At 70.3% G+C, this 18,545-nt stretch carries 19 protein-coding genes; 14 read left to right on the top strand and 5 right to left on the bottom strand.

Annotated elements, in window-relative coordinates:
• Nucleotides 1–106: 106 nt before the first annotated feature.
• The 4 genes from ACQPZX_RS46120 to cysN are packed head-to-tail and all read left to right on the top strand — an operon-like array spanning nucleotide 107 to nucleotide 5,086.
• Nucleotides 107–1,936 (top strand): exopolysaccharide biosynthesis polyprenyl glycosylphosphotransferase, encoded by a 1,830-nt coding sequence (locus ACQPZX_RS46120; protein ID WP_433370765.1) that lies wholly within the window; start codon nucleotides 107–109, stop codon nucleotides 1,934–1,936.
• A 19-nt stretch (nucleotides 1,937–1,955) separates the two neighbouring features.
• On the top strand, nucleotides 1,956–2,834 hold the full coding sequence (locus ACQPZX_RS46115) for a 3'(2'),5'-bisphosphate nucleotidase CysQ (RefSeq protein WP_433370762.1): 879 nt from the start codon (nucleotides 1,956–1,958) through the stop codon (nucleotides 2,832–2,834).
• 53 nt (nucleotides 2,835–2,887) lie between these two features.
• Nucleotides 2,888–3,799, top strand: coding sequence for a sulfate adenylyltransferase subunit CysD (gene cysD, locus ACQPZX_RS46110; protein ID WP_433370759.1), 912 nt, complete (start codon nucleotides 2,888–2,890; stop codon nucleotides 3,797–3,799).
• On the top strand, nucleotides 3,800–5,086 hold the full coding sequence (gene cysN / locus ACQPZX_RS46105; RefSeq protein WP_433370756.1) for a sulfate adenylyltransferase subunit CysN: 1,287 nt from the start codon (nucleotides 3,800–3,802) through the stop codon (nucleotides 5,084–5,086). It begins immediately after the preceding gene.
• Here cysN and ACQPZX_RS46100 read toward each other — a convergent pair.
• Nucleotides 5,070–5,894, bottom strand: a complete 825-nt coding sequence (locus tag ACQPZX_RS46100) for an ATP-binding protein (protein WP_433370754.1) — start codon at nucleotides 5,892–5,894, stop codon at nucleotides 5,070–5,072. The two genes, cysN and ACQPZX_RS46100, sit on opposite strands and share 17 nt — an antisense overlap.
• Before the next feature lie 95 nt (nucleotides 5,895–5,989).
• On the opposite strand from ACQPZX_RS46100, the gene ACQPZX_RS46095 reads away from it, so the two are divergent.
• The gene (locus ACQPZX_RS46095; protein ID WP_433370751.1) at nucleotides 5,990–7,003 is read left to right on the top strand and encodes a LacI family DNA-binding transcriptional regulator; all 1,014 of its coding nucleotides are present in this window, start codon (nucleotides 5,990–5,992) and stop codon (nucleotides 7,001–7,003) included.
• On the opposite strand, the gene ACQPZX_RS46090 is transcribed toward ACQPZX_RS46095, so the two are convergent.
• Genes ACQPZX_RS46090 through galE form a run of 3 tightly spaced genes read right to left on the bottom strand, consistent with a single transcriptional unit; the run spans nucleotide 7,000 to nucleotide 9,341 of the window.
• Nucleotides 7,000–7,206 carry a hypothetical protein gene (locus tag ACQPZX_RS46090; RefSeq protein WP_433370749.1) on the bottom strand — a complete coding sequence of 69 codons (207 nt, stop codon included), beginning with the start codon at nucleotides 7,204–7,206 and terminating at the stop codon, nucleotides 7,000–7,002. The genes ACQPZX_RS46095 and ACQPZX_RS46090 overlap by 4 nt on opposite strands.
• A 30-nt stretch (nucleotides 7,207–7,236) precedes the next feature.
• Complete coding sequence (gene galK / locus ACQPZX_RS46085; RefSeq protein ID WP_433370746.1) at nucleotides 7,237–8,370, bottom strand: galactokinase; 1,134 nt, start codon at nucleotides 8,368–8,370, stop codon at nucleotides 7,237–7,239.
• Nucleotides 8,367–9,341, bottom strand: coding sequence for a UDP-glucose 4-epimerase GalE (galE, locus tag ACQPZX_RS46080; RefSeq protein WP_433370743.1), 975 nt, complete (start codon nucleotides 9,339–9,341; stop codon nucleotides 8,367–8,369). Before galE ends, galK begins: the two co-directional genes overlap by 4 nt.
• Before the next feature lie 180 nt (nucleotides 9,342–9,521).
• Here galE and trpS point away from each other — a divergent pair, with 180 nt between their 5' ends.
• From trpS to ACQPZX_RS46060, 4 genes are read left to right on the top strand one after another with little or no spacing between them, the layout of a single operon-like run.
• Nucleotides 9,522–10,544: a tryptophan--tRNA ligase gene (gene trpS, locus ACQPZX_RS46075; RefSeq protein ID WP_433370741.1), complete on the top strand. Its 1,023-nt coding sequence runs from the start codon at nucleotides 9,522–9,524 to the stop codon at nucleotides 10,542–10,544.
• Between the two features lie 6 nt (nucleotides 10,545–10,550).
• Nucleotides 10,551–11,078, top strand: a complete 528-nt coding sequence (locus tag ACQPZX_RS46070) for a 2'-5' RNA ligase family protein (protein WP_433370738.1) — start codon at nucleotides 10,551–10,553, stop codon at nucleotides 11,076–11,078.
• Between the two features lie 35 nt (nucleotides 11,079–11,113).
• The gene (locus ACQPZX_RS46065; protein ID WP_433370735.1) at nucleotides 11,114–12,025 is read left to right on the top strand and encodes a YihY/virulence factor BrkB family protein; all 912 of its coding nucleotides are present in this window, start codon (nucleotides 11,114–11,116) and stop codon (nucleotides 12,023–12,025) included.
• A 7-nt stretch (nucleotides 12,026–12,032) separates the two neighbouring features.
• On the top strand, nucleotides 12,033–12,413 hold the full coding sequence (locus tag ACQPZX_RS46060; protein ID WP_433370732.1) for a hypothetical protein: 381 nt from the start codon (nucleotides 12,033–12,035) through the stop codon (nucleotides 12,411–12,413).
• Here the strand turns inward: ACQPZX_RS46060 and ACQPZX_RS46055 are convergent.
• A complete protein-coding gene (locus ACQPZX_RS46055; protein ID WP_433370729.1) occupies nucleotides 12,410–12,997 on the bottom strand; it encodes a TetR/AcrR family transcriptional regulator in 588 nt (195 codons plus the stop codon). The two genes, ACQPZX_RS46060 and ACQPZX_RS46055, sit on opposite strands and share 4 nt — an antisense overlap.
• Nucleotides 12,998–13,097: 100 nt before the next feature.
• Between ACQPZX_RS46055 and ACQPZX_RS46050 the strand changes: the two genes are divergently transcribed.
• From ACQPZX_RS46050 to ACQPZX_RS46030, 5 genes are all read left to right on the top strand, one after another.
• On the top strand, nucleotides 13,098–14,072 hold the full coding sequence (locus ACQPZX_RS46050) for a hypothetical protein (RefSeq protein WP_433370726.1): 975 nt from the start codon (nucleotides 13,098–13,100) through the stop codon (nucleotides 14,070–14,072).
• A 12-nt stretch (nucleotides 14,073–14,084) separates the two neighbouring features.
• Nucleotides 14,085–14,318: an SCO4848 family membrane protein gene (locus ACQPZX_RS46045; RefSeq protein WP_433370723.1), complete on the top strand. Its 234-nt coding sequence runs from the start codon at nucleotides 14,085–14,087 to the stop codon at nucleotides 14,316–14,318.
• Between the two features lie 229 nt (nucleotides 14,319–14,547).
• Complete coding sequence (locus ACQPZX_RS46040) at nucleotides 14,548–15,645, top strand: BMP family lipoprotein (RefSeq protein ID WP_433370720.1); 1,098 nt, start codon at nucleotides 14,548–14,550, stop codon at nucleotides 15,643–15,645.
• A gap of 113 nt (nucleotides 15,646–15,758) precedes the next feature.
• Nucleotides 15,759–17,273 carry an ABC transporter ATP-binding protein gene (locus ACQPZX_RS46035; RefSeq protein ID WP_433370717.1) on the top strand — a complete coding sequence of 505 codons (1,515 nt, stop codon included), beginning with the start codon at nucleotides 15,759–15,761 and terminating at the stop codon, nucleotides 17,271–17,273.
• Nucleotides 17,270–18,541, top strand: coding sequence for an ABC transporter permease (locus ACQPZX_RS46030; RefSeq protein ID WP_433370714.1), 1,272 nt, complete (start codon nucleotides 17,270–17,272; stop codon nucleotides 18,539–18,541). The genes ACQPZX_RS46035 and ACQPZX_RS46030 overlap by 4 nt, the downstream gene beginning before the upstream one ends.
• Nucleotides 18,542–18,545: the final 4 nt, after the last annotated feature.

Raw genomic sequence — 18,545 nt, 5'->3', positions numbered from 1 at the left:
TTTTGTCCGTCTTGCGATCCCGTGACGCTGGCCGCCGTCCGTGCGTTGGTCACACGTACGCACCGCTCGGTGCGGCGGGGCCGGTGCGGCGGGGGGAGGTTTCGGGGTGCAGCAGGAGACGGCCGACGGGTCCCTGACCGAGCCGACCATGCTCCTGCCGGAGATCCGTCCGGCCGTGGCGCCGGAGGGCCGCCCGGCCGGCCCGCCGCCGGAGGGGTACGGCCCGGCGAATCATCCCCCGGCCAACCACGGGCCGCGGCCGAACCGGCCGTCGGACCGCCGGCCGGGACGGAACGCGAAGATCCCGGCGCCGGTGGTCCCGCTGAGCCCGCCCCCGTCGGGCGCGGGCACGCGAGAAAAGCTACGACGCCCGAAACCGGACAACGCGCCGCCGCTGACCGTGCAGGGCGCCCCTGACCGGGGCCGGAACCGCGCGGCCGACCGGCATGGGACCAAGCGCGAGAACCAGTCGTCGGCGGCTCGCCCGGCGGCCCGCCCGTTCGTGCGGGTGCGCGGCCGGCACGCGGCGATGTCGCGGCGGCAGCGGTGGGAGCGGCGCTACGTGCGGGCGCTGGTCCTCGGCGACCTGCTCGCCGGGTCGGCGGCCGGCGCGGTGACGTTCGGGCTGCGGTTCGGCGACGAGGTCACCGCGTACAACCGGGACTACATGGTCCTGTCGGGCCTGCTGCCGGTGCTGCTGCTGGCCGTTCTGGCGGTCTCCCGGGCGTACGAGAGAAGGTTCTTGTTCGTCGGCACCGACGAGTACCAGCGGGTGCTCCGCGGTGGCGTCGGGCTGATCGCGGGTGCGGCGCTCGTCTCGTACGCGCTGGATCTGGATCTTGCGAGGGGCTATGTCCTCGCCGCCCTGCCCACCGCGATCGTCACCTCGGTGGTTCTTCGTTTCGGGATGCGCCGGCGGCTGCACGTGGTCCGGTCGCGGGGGCAGAGCCTGCGCCGGGTGATCCTGGTCGGGCACGAGCTGTCGGTGATCGCGATGGCCCGCCAGCTGCGCCGGGAGCGCTATCACGGCCTGGAGGTGGTGGGCGCGTGCCTGCCGCCGGGGCGCGACGGCCGGGGGATGGGCGCGGTCAAGATCTACGGCTCGTTCGACGACGTGGCGAGCGCCGTGGAGCACGCCGACGCGGACACCGTGGTGGTGCTGAGCTGCCCGGAGCTGGACGGCGAGCAGCTGCGCCGGCTGGCCTGGCGGCTGGAGCGCGACGAGGTCGACCTGATCGTGGCGAGCGCGCTGGTGGACGTGGCGGGCGCGCGCACCACGATTCGCCCGTTCGATGGACTGCCGATGCTGCACGTCGAGCATCCGCGGCTGCACGGCGGATCGCGCCTGGTCAAGGACGTGTTCGACAGGCTCGGAGCGCTCGCGCTGCTGGTCGCGTTCGGGCCGCTGCTGCTGGCCGTCGCACTGTGTGTGCGGGTGACCTCGCGGGGGCCGGTACTCTTTCGTCAGGTACGGGTCGGGCGCGATGGCCGCCAGTTCCGCATCTTCAAGTTCCGGAGTATGTACGTCGACGCCGAGGCCCGGCTGGCCGAGCTTCGGCATCTCAACGAGCACGACGGTGTGCTCTTCAAAATCCGCGACGACCCGCGGGTCACCGGGGTGGGCCGCTGGTTGCGCCGGTTCTCGCTGGACGAGCTGCCGCAGCTGCTCAACGTGGTGCTCGGCCAGATGTCGCTGGTCGGCCCCCGCCCGCCGCTGCCGTCGGAGGTGGCCGTCTACGCCGACGACGTGCGCCGCCGCCTGGCCGTCAAACCCGGCATGACGGGCCTTTGGCAGGTTTCCGGACGATCGGACCTGCCTTGGGAGGAAGCGGTCCGGCTCGACCTGCGCTATGTGGAGAACTGGTCGCTCAGCTTGGACCTGGTGATCCTTTTGCGGACGATGACGGCCGTGGTCCGTTCGTCGGGCGCCTACTAAAAGGACGACAAGGAGCGACATGACAGAGACGTCGGCTCGCATCGTGACCCAGCGGGAAGACGCCACCGGCACCCCACCGGTGATCGACGCGGAGTTCGCGCGCTGGCTGGCCGACCGGGCCGGGCAGGTGCTGCTGCAGGTCCGCGACGACATGGGCTACGAGGACGGCAAGGCCCTCAAGACCGCCGGCGACAAGGCGGCGCACGACCTGCTGCGCGCCGAGCTCGCCCGCTGGCGCCCCGCCGACGCCGTGCTCTCGGAGGAGGACGACCACTCCCGGCTGGCCTGGCAGGACAGCGACACCGAGCCCGCGGCGCGCCCGGAGCGGCTCGGCGCCGGCCGGGTCTGGATCATCGACCCGCTGGATGGCACCCGCGAGTTCTCCGAGCAGGGCCGCACCGACTGGGCCGTGCACGTCGCCCTCTGGACCGCCGACTCGTCCAGCCCCAGCCGTCTGGCGGCGGGCGCCGTGGCGATGCCGGCCCAGCACCGCACGATCGCCACCGACCACCCGCCGGCCTACCCGCCGATGCCGCTGGGCGACCCCGGCGCCCCGATCCGGATCGCGGCCAGCCGCACCCGGCCGCCGGCGTTCGTCACGGCTCTGGCCGAGGAGATCGGCGCCGAGCTCGTTCCGATGGGATCGGCCGGCGTGAAGATCGCCGCGGTGATAAACGGCGAGGCCGACGCGTACGTGCACGCCGGCGGCCAGTACGAGTGGGACTCCGCCGCGCCGGTAGCTGTGGCGCTGGCCACGGGCCTGCACGCTAGCCGTATCGACGGTTCTACGCTGAAATACAACGAGGCCGACCCTAAGTTGCCGGACCTGGTGGTGTGCCGTAAGGATCTCGCTCCTCGGTTGCTTGCAGCGTTGCAGCGTCACCTTCCGTCAGAATGACGGTTCAAACAATGCAACACGGCCGTAAACCCCCGGAAAGGTCGGGAAACCGCATGAGCCAGGCAGGGCACTACCGCGTATCACATCTCGACGCTCTCGAAGCCGAGAGCATCTTCGTCATGCGCGAGGTGATGGCCGAGTTCGAGCGGCCCGTCCTGCTGTTCTCCGGTGGCAAGGACTCGATCGTCATGCTGCGCCTGGCCGAGAAGGCGTTCGCTCCGGCCCGCATCCCGTTCCCGGTGATGCACGTCGACACCGGCCACAACTTCCCCGAGGTCCTGGACTACCGGGACCGCCGGGTCGCCACGCTCGGGCTCAATCTGGTGGTGGCCGGCGTGCAGGAGGCCATCGACACCGGCCTGGTGCGCGAGCTGCCCGACGGCACCCGCAACCGCATCCAGACCCCCGTGCTGCTCGCGGCGGTGGAGAAGTACCGGTTCGACGCGCTGTTCGGCGGCGCCCGCCGGGACGAGGAGAAGGCGCGGGCCAAGGAGCGGATGTTCAGCTTCCGCGACGAGTTCGGCCAGTGGGACCCCAAGAATCAGCGTCCGGAGTTGTGGGCGCTGTACAACGGCCGGCACCACCCGGGCGAGTCGATCCGCGTCTTCCCGCTGTCCAACTGGACCGAGCTGGACGTGTGGCACTACATCGCCCGCGAGGAGATCCCGCTGCCGTCGATCTACTACGCGCACGACCGCGAGGTCGTCGAGCGCGACGGCATGTTCTACGCGGTCAACGAGTTCATCCGCCTCCGCGACGGCGAGACCTCCGAGGTCCGCCGGGTGCGCTATCGGACGGTCGGCGACGCCTCGCAGACGGCTGCGGTGCTGTCCGAGGCCGACACCGTGGAGAAGGTCATCGACGAGGTCGCCGCCACCCGGATCACCGAGCGCGGGGCCACCCGGGGCGACGACAAGGTCAGCGAGGCCGCGATGGAAGACCGCAAGCGAGAGGGCTACTTCTAAATGAGCCAGGCAGTCCTGGAGACGTCGACGCGGATGGACCTCCTCCGCTTCGCCACCGCGGGCAGCGTCGACGACGGCAAGTCGACGCTGATCGGTCGTCTGCTCTTCGACACCAAGACGATCTTCGCGGATCAGCTCGAGGCGGTCGAGGCGGTCAGCGCGGCACGCGGCGACGAGTACACCAACCTGGCGCTGCTCACCGACGGCCTGCGCGCCGAGCGGGAGCAGGGCATCACGATCGACGTGGCCTACCGCTACTTCGCGACGCCGAAGCGCAAGTTCATCATCGCGGACACCCCGGGGCACATCCAGTACACCCGGAACATGGTCACCGGCGCCTCCACCGCCGACCTCGCGCTGATCCTGGTCGACGCCCGTAAGGGCCTGGTCGAGCAGTCCCGCCGGCACGCGTTCCTGACCAGCCTGCTGCGGGTGCCGCACCTGGTGCTCTGCGTCAACAAGATGGATTTGGTCGACTGGGACAAGGCGGTCTACGACCGGATCGCCGACGAGTTCACCTCGTTCGCGGCGAAACTCGAGATCACCGACCTGACGATCATCCCGGTGTCGGCGCTCAACGGCGACAACATCGCCTCCCGGTCGGAGAACAGCCCCTGGTACGAGGGACCGTCGCTGCTGCACCACCTGGAGCACGTGCACATCGCCTCCGACCGCAACCTGGTCGACGTGCGGTTCCCGGTGCAGTACGTGATCCGCCCGCAGTCCACCACGGTCACCGACTACCGCGGCTACGCCGGCCAGGTCGCCTCCGGCGTTCTCAAGCCCGGCGACGAGGTGATGGTGCTGCCGTCGGGGCTGCACAGCACGATCGCCGGCATCGACACCTCCGACGGGCCGGTCACCGAGGCGTTCCCGCCGATGTCGGTCACCGTCCGGCTCACCGACGAGATCGACATCTCGCGCGGCGACATGATCTGCCGTCCGCACAACGCGCCGGACGTCGCCCAGGACATCGAGGCCATGGTCTGCTGGATGGACGAGACGGCGCCGCTGCGGGTCGGCGGCAAATACGCCATCAAGCACACCACGCGTACGGCCCGCACGGTGATCCGCGGCCTTCAGTACCGGCTCGACGTGAACACCCTGCACCGCGACGAGAACGCCGGCGAGCTTCAGCTCAACGAGATCGGCCGGATCCGGCTGCGCACCACCGTGCCGCTGCTCGCCGACGAGTACCGCCGCAACCGCACCACCGGCGGCTTCATCCTGATCGACGAGAGCACCAACCGCACGGTCGGCGCCGGCATGATCATCGAGGCCCAGTAGACGGCCCAGCGACAGGCGAGCGGGGCTCCTGAACCGTCGCCCAGACCACCTTGCCGGTCCGCGTGGGGAGCCATCCCCACGCGGCCGTGGTCGCCGCCACCAGCCGCATGCCCTGCCCGCGCTCGTCCAGCGGCCGGCCGCGCAGCGGACGGGCCTGCTTGATCAGCACCGGCGGGGCGGCGGCGCCGTCCGAGACGCTCAGGTGGATGCCGCCGCCGCGCAGGCTCACCACCACCCCGATCGAGGTACGCGCGTGCTCGATCGCGTTGGTCACCAGCTCCGACATCACCAGCCGGCCCGGGAAGAGCAGGTCCGGCACGCCCCACGCCAGGCACGCGTCGCCCACCAGGTTGCGGGCGAGGCTCGGTGACTCCGGCTCGGGCGGCAGCGTCATCGTCACCCGCTCGGTCAGGGGCATCCGGCCGGCGACGGCCACCCGGGCCTGACGCACCTTCGCGTACACCGGCAGGAACCGCTGGGCGCCCAGGCGCTGCATGCGGTCGGCGAGCGGGAGCAGCGGCGGGATGCACATGGCCAGCACCACGGCCGGCTGCCGCTCGCGGGCGGCGCGCTGCGCGTTGACCCAGGTCGGCGCGCTCGAGCTGGACGGGTCCTGCAACTCGGTCAGGTCCACGATCAGCGCCTCGGGGTGCTCGGCGAGGCACTTGTGCAGCCTGGTCGTGACGGCCTGACGCAGGGGACGATCCCAGGCGCCGCGCACGGTCATCAAGGCGACCGCGGCGTCCACATCCCCCTCGATGAGGACGCGTTCGTCCTCGGCTTGTGGATACGCTGTGCTCACGGACATGACGCCACGGTAACCGCGTTCCGGCCCCTTCCCGATGGCCCCTTAGCTCCTCCGGGTGTCGGCTCTAAGTCCTGCAACGTTGTAAAGTCCCAGCCGTGCCGCCAGGCCTCAAGGACGTCGCGGCCCGTGCCGGTGTGTCGATCAAGACGGTGTCCAACGTCGTCAACGGCTACGTTCACGTCGCGCCGGAGACCCGCGCCCGGGTCCAGGCCGCGATCGACGCGCTCGGCTACGTGCCCAACCCGGCCGCCCGCCGCCTGCGAGGCGGCCGCTCCGGCGTGATCGCGCTGGCCGTGCCCGAGCTGCGCTCGCCGTACTTCGCGGAGCTCGCCGGGCACATCGTGCAGGCCGCCGCGCCGCGCGGCTGGACCGTGCTGATCGACCAGACCGACGGGCGGGCCGACCGCGAGCACGACCTGGTCGCCGGGTTGCGCCGGCACGCCATCGACGGTCTCATCCTCACCCCGGTCCAGGAGCGGGCCGGCCGGCTGGCCCGGCGCTACGGCGTGCCGGCCGTGCTGCTCGGCGAGCGGGTCGGCGAGGGCACGGCCGACCACGTGGCGATCGACGGCACGGCGGCGGCCGCGGACGCGACCCGGCACCTGCTGCGGCTGGGCCGGCGCCGGATAGCCGCGATCGGCGCGCCCGACCGGCCCGACGTGATGCGGGAACAGCGGCTCGGCGGCTACCGGGCGGCGCTCGCCGACGCCGGCATCGCGGCCGATCCGCGTCGGGAGGTTCCCGTCGCCGGGGTGCACCGGGCGCACGGCGCCGACGCCATGGAGATCCTGCTGAGCCGGGCCCGGGACCTGGACGCGGTCTTCTGCTTCACGGACCTGTTCGCTCTCGGCGCCATCCGCTGTCTGGTCGAGCACGGCGTCGACGTGCCCGGCGACGTCGCGGTGATGGGCTTCGACGGCATCGAGGAGGGCCGCTACAGCAACCCGTCGCTGAGCACCGTCGACCAGAACACCGACCGGATCGCCGAGCTCGCGGTCGACCTGCTCGCCGAGCGCCTCGGAGAGCGGCCTGCCACCGCCGCCGCGCCGCGCGAGATCTGCGTCGAGCATCGGATCGTCGCGCGGGAGAGCACGATCGGACGGCCTTAGCCTTCGTCGTCGTGGTGGCGCCCCTCGGTGGCTTCCTCGATCGCCTCGCTGATGGCGCCGGTCAGGTCGCCGGCCGGCACCGCGATGCTCTCGCCGTCGACCTCCTCGACCGGGCGGTGGTCCGCTTTCGGCTCCGGGGCCGTGGCGCCCCCGGAGAAGCCGAACTCGTTGGGCTGGTCGGTTTCCCGCGACTCGCTCGTCATGGGTCCATGGTTACCCGCACCAGGGCCGTTTCAAAGCCTCGTGGCGCCCTCGCCCGCGGTCGCGATCCAGCAGGTGGGGGCCTTGAAACCCCGTTCCGAGTACGCCTGCTCGACCGCCGCCGTCGTGGCCGGCGCCCGGTCCGCGTCGATCAGCGCCAGCACACACCCGCCGAAGCCGCCCCCGGTCATCCGCGCGCCGTACGCGCCCGCCGACAGCGCCGCCTCGACCGCGACGTCGACCTGCGGCACCGTGATCTCGAAGTCGTCGCGCATCGACGCGTGCCCCGCGGTCAGCACCGGGCCGACCTCCTTGGTGCGGCCCTGCTCCAGCAGCGCCACCGTGTCGAGCACCCGCTGGTCCTCGGTGACGATGTGCCGCACCCGGCGGCGCATCACGTCGTCGTCCAGCTTGGCCAGCGCTTCGGCGAGCCCGTCGAACGGCACGTCGCGCAGCGCGGGGACGCCCAGGATGCGCGCCGCCTCCTCGCACGACTTGCGGCGGGCGCCGTACTCGCCGTCCACGTGCTGGTGCGGGGCGTTGCTGTTGATCACCAGGATGGCCAGGCCCTCGGCCGCCAGGTCGAACGGGATCTGCCTGACCTCGTACGTGCGGCAGTCGAGGAACAGCGCACGCCCGGCCAGGCAGCGGATCGAAGCCGACTGGTCCATGATGCCGGTGGGCGCGCCGACGTAGACGTTCTCGGCGCGCTGGGCCAGCGCCGGCCGCTGCTCCAGCGGCAGCTCCAGCCCGCCCAGGTCGATCAGCGCGGTCAGCACCGACGACTCCAGCGCCGCCGAGGACGACAGGCCGGAACCGACCGGGACGTCGGAGTCGAGCGCGATGCGGGCGCCGGGCACGTCGAAGCCCGCCTCCTGCAGGGCCCAGACGACGCCGGCGACGTAGGCCGCCCAGCCGGTCACCTCGCCCGGCGCGGTGGTCCCGAACGAGACCGGGTCACCCTCCTCGGCGGTGGAGCAGACGGTCCACTCACCGGCCGGGGCCGGGCCGACCGCGGCGACCGTGCGCTGCGGCAGGGCAAAGGGCAGGACGAAGCCCTCGTTGTAGTCGGTGTGCTCGCCGATCAGGTTGACCCGGCCCGGCGCGGCCCAGAGGCCGGTGGGCTCGGCGGCGTAGCGCTCCCGGAAGAGGCCTGCGGCGCTCATGCCACGTGCGCCTGGTAAAACGTCCACGCGTCGCCGATCATCGCCTGCAGCGTCGGCTTCTCCGGGACCCAGCCCAACTCGGCCCGCGCCTTGGCCGACGACGCCACCAGCGTGGCCGGGTCGCCCTCGCGGCGCGGCGCGATCTCGGCCGGCAGCGCGGCGCCGGTGACCTCGCGGGCCACCTCGACGACCTGCTTGTTGGAGAAGCCGTTGCCGTTGCCCAGGTTGTAGATGCGGTGCTCGCCCGGGGTGGCCGCCTCCAGCGCCAGCAGGTGCGCGCGGGCCAGGTCTTCCACGTGGATGTAGTCGCGCACGCAGGTGCCGTCGTCGGTCGGGTAGTCGTCGCCGAACAACTGCAGCTTTTCCCGCTTGCCCGCCGCCACCTGCAGCGCGATCGGGATCAAATGGGTCTCGGGGTTGTGCCTTTCACCGATCTCGTAGCCGTCGCGGATATACGCCCCGGCCACGTTGAAGTAGCGCAGCGAGACCGCGGCCAGCTTGTGCGCGTACGCCTCCGAGGTCAGCGCGTGGTCGAAGGTCAGCTTGGTCGCGCCGTACGTGTTGGTCGGCGCCTTCGCCGCGGACTCGGTGATCGGCAGCTCGACCGGGTTGCCGTAGACGGCGGCGGTGGAGGAGAAGATGACGCGCGGGACCCGGGCGGCACGGATCGCGTCGAGCAGCGCCAGCGACTTGACCACGTTGTCGTGCCAGTACAGCTCGGGCTTGACCATCGACTCCCCGGCCGCGATCAGGCCGGCGAAGTGCAGCACGGCGTCGAAACCGGCCTCGGGGGTGAGCACCTCGGCGGCGTCACGGATGTCCTTCTCCACAAAGGTGGCATCCGGCGCGACGGCCTCGCGGAAGCCCGTGCTGAGATTGTCGAGCACGACGACCTCGTGGCCGGCGTCGAGCAGCAGGCGGCTGGTGACGCTGCCGACATAGCCGGCGCCCCCGGTGACGAGCAGTTTCACTTCGGGCCTCTCCTGGAAGATACGGTTGCGCGGTAAGTCTCCCGCGAAAAGCGATCACAAGTCAACAAGAATGAACATAGACTTGCATATGATCTCGCTGTAATCGAGGCAAACCGCCGTCACGCGAGTGGCACCGGGGGCGTTGGCCATTCAGTGACCACGACTGACAGAATGGCGCTCATGTCCGACGTCGACCGCCGACCCCGCGTGCTCTCCGGCATCCAGCCGACCGCCGATTCGTTCCACCTCGGCAACTATCTGGGCGCGGTCCGCAACTGGGTGGCGATGCAGGACACCTTCGACGCGTTCTACTGCGTGGTCGACCTGCACGCGATCACCATGGGGCACGACCCGATCGCGCTGCGCAACCGCACCCGCATCTCGGCCGCCCAGCTGCTCGCCGTCGGGCTCGACCCCGAGCGCTGCACGCTGTTCGTCCAGTCGCACGTGCCCGAGCACGCCCAGCTCGCCTGGGTGCTCAGCTGCATCACCGGGTTCGGCGAGGCCGGCCGCATGGTCCAGTTCAAGGACAAGTCGTCCAAGGCCGCCGACACGACGACGGTCGGCCTGTTCACGTACCCGATCCTCCAGGCCGCCGACATCCTGCTCTACCAGGCCGACCAGGTGCCGGTGGGGGAGGACCAGCGGCAGCACCTCGAGCTGACCCGCGACCTCGCCCAGCGCTTCAACACCCGCTTCGGGCACACGTTCACGGTCCCCTCGCCGTACATCGTGCGCGACACCGCGAAAATCACCGACCTGCAGGACCCGACGGCGAAGATGTCGAAGTCGGCCTCCTCGCCAAACGGCATCATCGAGCTGCTCGAGGAGCCGTCCCGCTCGGCCAAGAAGATCAAGTCCGCGGTCACCGACACCGGTCGCGAGATCCTCTACGACGAGGAGAACAAGCCGGGCGTCAGCAACCTGCTGACCATGTACGCCGCGCTGACCAACAAGGCGATCGACGAGCTGCTCGAGGAGTACGAGGGCAAGGGCTACGGCGACCTCAAGAAGGACCTCGCCGACATCGTCGTCGAGTTTGTCAAGCCGATCCAGGAGCGCACCCGGGCGTACCTCGAGGACCCCGGCTACCTCGACAAGATCCTCGCGATCGGCGCCGAGAAAGCCCGGGCCGTGTCCGCGGTGACGCTGGCGGCGGCGTACCAGAACGTGGGTTTCCTCAGCCCCGCTCGCGAGGCCTGAACAGAAGTGGCCGCGGAGACGACCCGCATCGGCGTCGCGATCGACATCCCCGAGCCGTGGGGCGCGCAGCTCACCCAGCGGCGCGCCGACGCCGGGGACCCGCAGGCCGCCTACACCCCGGCCCACGTCACGCTGCTCGGCCCCACCGAGATCGACAGCGCCGCGCTCCCGGCCGTCGAGCGTCACCTGGAAAAGGTGGCGGCCGCCCAGCAGCCGTTCACCATCCACCTGCGCGGCACCGGCACGTTCCGGCCGGTGACCGAGGTGGTGTTCGTGACGCTCGCGGTCGGCATCAGCGAGTGCGAGCTGCTGGCCGAGGCGATCTCCGCGGCCGACGACATCGACCGCGACTCGCGGTTCCCCTACCACCCGCACGTGACGGTCGCCCAGGACGTGCCGGCCGAGCAGCTCGACGCGGTTTTCGAAGACCTGGCCGGCTTCTCGGCGAAATTCCACGTCACGTCGTTCACGCTGTTCTCGCACGGCGGCGAGGGCCCCTGGCGGCCGCGGCGCGACTACCCCCTGGGTGTTTGAGTTTCATAGGCCGTGATTTCGGTTACGGTGCGCGCGTGAACCCGATCGATCGCGCGTACGAGGCCGTCGAGGCGCGCATCATGCGGGTGCGGGTCAAATCGCGGATATTCGACCATTTCAGCCGGGCCCTGATCCGCTTCTGGGACGTCCAGGGCGGGCGGCTGGCCGCCGCGATCGCCTACTACGGCTTCTTCGCGATCTTCGCGCTGCTGCTGATCGGCTACTCGATCTTCGGCATCCTGCTGACCAACAACGTCGAGCTGCTCGACGCCGTCACCGAGTTCCTCGCCCAGAACCTGCCCTTCCTCGACATCGACGCCATCCTGTCCAGCGGCCGGACGGTCGGCATCGTCGGCATCGTCGGCCTGACCTTCACCGGCATCGGCTGGGTCGAGGCGATCCGCTCCTCGCAGCGGCTGATCTGGCGGGTCCCCGAGCAGCCCGGCTACTTCGGCGTCCGGCAGGCGCTCGACCTGCTGGTGCTGATCGGCATCCTGTTGCTGCTCGCCCTGTCGCAGCTCGCCGTCTACGGCCTCGAGAAGGTCACCGACTGGCTCGCCGACGGCTTCATCCAGTCCAGCGTGAGCTGGCTGCTCACCGTGGCGGTCAACATGCTGCTGGCGGCGGCCCTGCTGGCGGCCGTGCCCCGGCTGCGGATGACCGTGCGCCGGATCGCCCCGCCGGTGATCCAGGTCGGCATCGGCATCACCCTGCTGAACACCGTGGGCAAGTCCTTCGTCGGGCTGGTGCAGCAAAATCCGGCATATGGGCTGGTCGGTTCGGCCGTCGGCGTACTGGTCTATCTCTATGTCTTCAACCAGCTTCTGCTGTTCGGAGCGGCCTGGGCGGCGACCAGCCCGCACGGCAGGGTCGTCGACCTCTCAGCTGACGATAAAAATGCCCCCGTGGGGCAAAATACCTGGATTCGGCACAGCCGCCCGGAATGATGTGCCCGTGGGCACTCTCGTGACGCTTGACCTGCCGGCGGGCTCGCCGGTGGCTGATCTCCCCTGGGTCATCACGATCGGGTCGATGGGCGACGACGACTGGGAGCCGATCGTCTGCGGGCCCTACGAGCGGGCGCACGCGCTGGCGCTGGCGCAGGCCGTGGTCGCCGACGAGGACCTCATGGCGGTGGTCGAGCCGCTGCTGCCCCGGCCGGACGCCGAGGCGATCCGCGACGAGATCGAGCTGGCCCGGGCGGCAGACGAGGCGCCGGCCGAGCCGGCCGACGACGACGATTTCGAGACCCGGCGCGTACGGCCGGGGCGCGCCCCCACCGAGGCGGAGGTGCGCGCGGGCTGGGTCCGGATCGCCGCGCGGCTGGCCGGTTAGCGCCGGCCGATCAGGGTGCGGATCCCGGCGAGATAGGTGTCGCGGTCGGGCCGGCCGGTCAGCAGCCGCTGCAACGCATAGCCGGGCAGCAGCGAGTAGAAGGCGGCGGTGGTGGCGTCCACGTCCGCGCCCGCCGGCAGCTCACCGCTCTCGATCGCGTGGACGATCAGCACCCGCATGCTGTCGCGCAGAGCTTCGTACCGCTCCTTGACAATCGCGCCGATCGCCGGGTCGAGCGTCGCCTCCGCCCACACCTGCAGCGCGATCGGCAGGAAGCCGCCCGGCCCGGTCTGCCGCTCGACCTCCTCGAGGATCAGCGACATCGAGTCGGTCAGCGGCAACCGGCGGGCGGCGACGTCCTCGATGTGCAGCTGGATGCCGCCGACCACGGTGGAGGCGATCGCCGCGATGATGTCGTTCTTGGACTTGAAGTAGCGGTAGACCGCGCCCACCGACAGGCCGGCCTCCTGGATCAGGTCCTGCATCGACGTGTTGTGCAGGCCCTTGCTCAGGAAGCAGACCCGGGCCGCGGCCAGGATCTGCTCGCGGCGGGCGGTGAGGTGTTCCTCGGAGACACGTGGCACGCGTCCCATTGTAAAACGAACGCTCGTTCTTGACTCGGCCTCGTTCCTGGGCGCATGCTGTGAGCGAATAAGAGAACGAGCATTCGTTTTAGGAGTCGAGATGCGCCGCAACCCCCTGGCCCTCGGCGTCTTCATCGCGATCGCGGTGGTCGTCGGGCAGGCCCTGCTCATTCCTCTCTTCGCCGCCCCGGCCGCGAATCTTGCGCCGCGCGACCTGCCGATCGCCGTCGCCGGTCCGCCGCAGGTGGTCGCTCAACTGGAGAAAGAGCACCCGGGCGCCTTCGAGGTGACCACGGTCGCCGACGCCGCCGCGGCGGATTCCAAGATCAAAGATCGTGACGTGTACGGGGCGATCCTGGTCACCGCCACCGGTGCCGAGGTGCACGTGGCCTCCGCGGCGAGCCCGACCGTGGCCCAGCTGCTCACCCAGTCCGCGGCCGCCCTTGGATCGGACGTTGCGATTCGTGATGTCGTCCCGGTCGACCCCGACGACCCGCGCGGCGCCGGCTTCGTCGCCGGGTTCCTGCCGCTGGCCATCACCAGCCTGCTCGCCGGAGTGCTGGTCTACTTCTTCGTGCCCCGCCGCTCGGCCCGGCTGATCGCGCTCACCACGTTCGCCGCCCTGGCCGGGGTGGCCGGCGCCGCCGTGCAGATCGGCTGGCTGGGCATCCTGCCCGGCGACTACTGGGCGGTCGCGGGCACGCTGGCGCTGTTCACGCTCGCGATCTCGGCGGCCATGACCGGAATCGCCGCGCTGGTCGGACGGGAGGGACTCGGCCTCGGCGCGGTGGTGATGTTCCTGGTCGGCAACGCGATCTCCGGCATCGCCGCCGCGCCCGAGCTTCTGCCGCAGCCGTGGGGCGAGGTCGGCCAGTGGCTGCCGATCGGCGCCGGCGGAACGCTGTTGCGGTCCGTGGCCTACTTCGGCGGGAGCGGCGGAGGCTTCGCGGCGACGGTGCTCAGCGCGTACGCGATCGGCGGTCTGCTCTTGGTCTTGATCGGCCGGCGCGGACTCGCGAAGAAGACCGCGGCGGCGGCAACCGAGGCCGAGCCGGAGCTGGTGGGCGCGCACTGAAATAGTGCCCGCATGGTGATTTCGCGGCGATGGGCGGTCTTCCTGATCCTGGTCGGGGTCTGGACCTGGGTGATCTGGCCTCGGTTCGGGCTGGCGATCTGGGAGGACGACCGCTCATTCGCCGATGGGACGCCGACGTCGTTCCTGTGGGTGCACGCGCTGCTGATCGGGGCGTCGCTCGCGATCGGGACCACCGTGGGCGTCCTCGGTGTGCGAGTGTTGAGGGCGAGCCGGCCGAAGAATTAGTGCCCGCAGAGGGTTCCTGGCCGCAAGATTAACGGCATGTTACGCCATTGACCGGCCAATTGCTGGTCAGATCGACCTAAACCGCCGTTCAAAGTGATCTGCGGTTGCGGCGTTATAACGGTGCGCCAACAGTCCGGACCAAACCTCCGCCGCCGTCCTGGCCTGCGGCTACGCTCCCCAACTTGAAGACTCACCGACGGGTGTCGGTGTGCGTTGGAAGGAGGGCGTCTTGCGCCCAGTACGTGGGAAGCGGATCCTTGCGATTCTCGCGGCAGGTGGGCTGACGCTCGCCGCCGCCGCTTGTGGTGACGCCCCGGACGAGACTCCCAGCGGCAGCAGCAGCAGCGCTGCCACCGCAGCGGCATACAAGGCTTGCATGGTCACCGACACCGGTGGCATCGACGACAAGTCGTTCAACGCTTCCGCCTGGGCCGGCATGCAGGCCGCCAAGACGCAGGCCCCCAACGTCGACCCGAGCTACGTCGCGTCGACCGCCGAGGCCGACTACGAGCCCAACCTGCGCGGCTTCGTCACCAAGAAGTGCAACTTCATCCTCTCGGTCGGCGGCCTCATGGGCGACGCCACCAAGAAGGTGTCGGACGAGAACAAGAGCTCGCAGTTCGCGATCGTCGACTCGGGCAGCACCGGGGCGAACGTCTACCCGATGCAGTTCGCCACCCAGCAGGCCGCGTTCCTCGCCGGCTACCTGGCCGCGGGCTACTCGAAGACGGGCACGGTCGCGACCTTCGGCGGCCTGAAGATCCCGCCGGTCACCATCTTCATGGACGGCTTCGCCGATGGCGTCGCCCACTACAACCAGGTCAAGGGCAAGAGCGTCAAGGTGCTCGGCTGGGACAAGGCCAAGCAGGCCGGCTCCTTCGCCGAGGACTTCGCCAGCCCGGCCAAGGGCAAGGCCCTCGCGAACACCTTCGTGGGCCAGGGCGCCGACGTGATCCTGCCGGTCGCCGGCGGCACCGGCCTCGGCGCGGCCGAGGTCGCCCAGGGCTCCAGCGGCAAGGTCTCGATCATCTGGGTCGACCAGGACGGCTGCAAGAGCGCGGCGCAGTACTGCTCGGTCTTCCTGACCACGGTCGTCAAGAACATCACCGACGCCGTCGAGAAGGCGGTCGTCACCGGCGCCGGCGGCCAGCCGCTCAGCCCCACCCCGGGCTACCTGGGCACGCTGGAGAACAACGGTGTCGAGCTCGCGCCGTACAACCAGTTCGACAGCAAGATCGACGCGGGCCTCAAGTCCGAGGTCGACGCGCTCAAGGCGGACGTCATCTCCGGCAAGGTGAAGGTCGAGTCGGCCAACGCGCCGAAGTGACCTGGTAATAGGTAACATCCAGGCCGCCGCCCTGGCCGCGAGAGTTTTTCGCGGCCGGTGCGGCGGCTCATCACTTTCCCCGCCGAGGTCAGGAGATTCCGCTGAGACTCGAATTGCGCGGCATCACCAAGCGCTTCGGCGACCTGGTGGCCAACGACCACATCGACATCACTGTCGAGCCCGGCGAGGTGCACGCCCTGCTCGGCGAGAACGGCGCCGGCAAGTCGACGCTGATGAACCAGCTCTACGGCCTGCTGCAGCCGGACGAGGGCGAGATCCTGGTGGACGGCGAGGCCAAGGTCTTCCGCAGCCCCCGGGACGCCATCGCGGCCGGCATCGGCATGGTCCACCAGCATTTCATGCTGGTTCCCGTCTTCACCGTGGCCGAGAACATCGCGCTCGGCGCCGAGGACATCCGCGGCGGCCCGCTGGGCATCCTCGACCGCCGCCGCAACCGCCGCGACGTGCTGGAGACCTCCAAGAAGTACGGCCTGCCGGTCGACCCCGACGCGCTGGTGGAGAACCTCCCGGTCGGCGCGCAGCAGCGGGTCGAGATCGTCAAGGCGCTCACCCGCGACGTCGACCTGCTCATCCTCGACGAGCCGACCGCGGTGCTCACCCCACAGGAGACCGACGAGCTGCTCTCGGTCATGCGCTCGCTGGCCGAGACCGGCAAGTCCATCGTCTTCATCACGCACAAGCTGCGCGAGGTCAAGGCGATCGCCGACCGGATCACGGTGATCCGGCGCGGCCGCACGGTCGGCACCGCCAGCCCCGACACCTCCGAGGACGAGCTCGCCGCGCTGATGGTCGGCCGCGACGTCAGCCTCGAGGTCACCAAGACCCCGTCCGAGCCCGGCCGCGAGGTGCTCACGGTCAGCGGCCTGGTCGTCGACGACGACCGCGGCGTGCGGGCCGTCGGCGGCGTCGACCTGACCGTCCGGGCCGGCGAGGTGCTCGGCATCGCCGGCGTGCAGGGCAACGGCCAGACCGAGCTGGTCGAGGCGATCATGGGCCTGCGCGGCGTCCGGGCCGGGACCATGGCGCTCGACGGCGAGAGCCTGGCCGGCATGAGCACCAAGAAGATCCTGCGCTCCGGGGTCGGCTACATCCCCGAGGACCGCAGCCTCGACGGCGTGGTCAAGGAGTTCTCGGTCGCCGAAAATCTGGTGCTCGACATGTACGACCGGCCGCCGTTCGGCAACGCCTTCAAGCTCAACCCCAAGGCGATCGGCGAGAACGCCGGCGAGCGGGTCGAGCAGTTCGACATCCGTACCTCATCGGCCGAGCACGCGGTCAGCACGCTCTCCGGCGGCAACCAGCAGAAGGTCGTGGTGGCCCGGGAGATGTCCCGCCCGCTGCGCCTGATGATCGCCAGCCAGCCGACCCGGGGAGTGGACGTCGGCTCGATCGAGTTCATCCACAACCAGATCGTGCACGAGCGCGACAACGGGACCGCCGTGCTCGTGGTCTCCAGCGAGCTCGACGAGGTGGTCGGCCTCGCCGACCGGATCGCGGTGATGTACCGCGGCCGGATCCTGGCGACCGTCTCGCCCGACATGGCCCGCGAGGAGATCGGACTTTTGATGGCCGGCATCACCCAGGCCGCCGCGGAGGAATCAGAGTGACCACCGAAGTAGAAGCAGCGCCTTCCTCGCCGCCGCCGGCGCCACCCAAGAAGGAAGACTCCTTCTTCAGCCTCTTCCTCAAGAACCTCTGGTCGGCCAACACGGTCACCGTGACGATCCTGTCGATCCTGCTGGCGCTGGTGATCGGCGCCGTGCTGATCGTCGTCTCCGACTCCGAGGTGCTGTCGAAGTTCTCCTACTTCACCTCCCGGCCCAGCGACGCCCTGCAGGCCAGCTGGGACCTGGTCAGCCAGGCCTACGCCGACCTGTTCAAGGGCTCGATCTTCGACCCGGCCGCGTTCCAGGCCTGGGTCGACGGCACCGGCACCTGGCAGGCCGCGTTCAACCCGATCTCCGAGACCCTGACGTACGCGACGCCGCTGGTGTTCACCGGCCTGTCGGTCGCTATCGCCTTCCGCGGCGGCCTGTTCAACATCGGTGGCCAGGGCCAGGCGGTGATCGGCTGCATCCTCGGCGGCGTGGCCGGCTTCGCGTTCGGCCTGCCGCCCGGCCTGCACCTGATCGTGGCGCTGCTGTTCGGCCTGATCGGCGGCGCGCTCTGGGGCTTCCTGCCCGGCCTGCTCAAGGCCCGCACCGGGGCGCACGAGGTGATCACCACGATCATGCTCAACTACGTGGCCACGCTGTTCCTCGGCTGGCTGATCCTGCAGAAGGGCGTGCAGGACCCGGACCGCACCGACGCGATCAGCAAGGCCATCAGGACCTCGGCCGAGCTGCCGGCGCTGCCCTCGCCGCTGCGGGTGCACCTGGGCATCGTGCTCGCGGTGCTGGTGACGGCCGGGGTCGCCTGGCTGATCAACCGGTCCTCGTTCGGCTTCGAGCTGCGCGCGGTGGGCGTGAACCCGCCGGCCGCCAAGACCGCGGGCATGAGCGTGGCCAGGACGTACACGCTGCTCATGGTCGTCGCCGGCGGCCTGGCCGGCCTCGGTGGCGCGGTGCAGGTGCTCGGCACCGCCGACAAGCTCACCGCGCAGGTGGCCGGCAACATCGGCTTCGACGGCCTGCTGGTCGCCCTGCTCGGCCGCAACAAACCGTGGGGCACGCTGCTCGCCGCGATCCTGTACGGCGCGCTGCGGGCCGGCGGCAACCTCATGCAGGTCGACGTGGGCATCTCGCTCGAGCTGGTCACCGTCCTGCAGGCCCTCATCGTCATCTTCATCGCCGCGCCCGCCCTGGTGAAGACGATCTTCCACCTCCGCGCCGCCCGTTCCGCACGGCTCGGCGCCTCGATGGCGAAGGGCTGGTGAGCCG

It is taken from the genome of Actinoplanes sp. CA-142083, assembly GCF_050942195.1.
GTDB lineage: Bacteria > Actinomycetota > Actinomycetes > Mycobacteriales > Micromonosporaceae > Actinoplanes.
This window is presented reverse-complemented; position numbering and strand designations above follow the sequence as displayed.

Coding starts and splice junctions, on each gene's coding strand:
- ACQPZX_RS46115 (WP_433370762.1), top strand. CDS start 1,956: ATGACAGAGACGTCGGCTCGCATCGTGACCCAGCGGGAAGACGCCACC.
- cysD (WP_433370759.1), top strand. CDS start 2,888: ATGAGCCAGGCAGGGCACTACCGCGTATCACATCTCGACGCTCTCGAA.
- cysN (WP_433370756.1), top strand. CDS start 3,800: ATGAGCCAGGCAGTCCTGGAGACGTCGACGCGGATGGACCTCCTCCGC.
- ACQPZX_RS46100 (WP_433370754.1), bottom strand. CDS start 5,894: ATGTCCGTGAGCACAGCGTATCCACAAGCCGAGGACGAACGCGTCCTC.
- ACQPZX_RS46090 (WP_433370749.1), bottom strand. CDS start 7,206: ATGACGAGCGAGTCGCGGGAAACCGACCAGCCCAACGAGTTCGGCTTC.
- galK (WP_433370746.1), bottom strand. CDS start 8,370: ATGAGCGCCGCAGGCCTCTTCCGGGAGCGCTACGCCGCCGAGCCCACC.
- trpS (WP_433370741.1), top strand. CDS start 9,522: ATGTCCGACGTCGACCGCCGACCCCGCGTGCTCTCCGGCATCCAGCCG.
- ACQPZX_RS46050 (WP_433370726.1), top strand. CDS start 13,098: ATGCGCCGCAACCCCCTGGCCCTCGGCGTCTTCATCGCGATCGCGGTG.
- ACQPZX_RS46045 (WP_433370723.1), top strand. CDS start 14,085: ATGGTGATTTCGCGGCGATGGGCGGTCTTCCTGATCCTGGTCGGGGTC.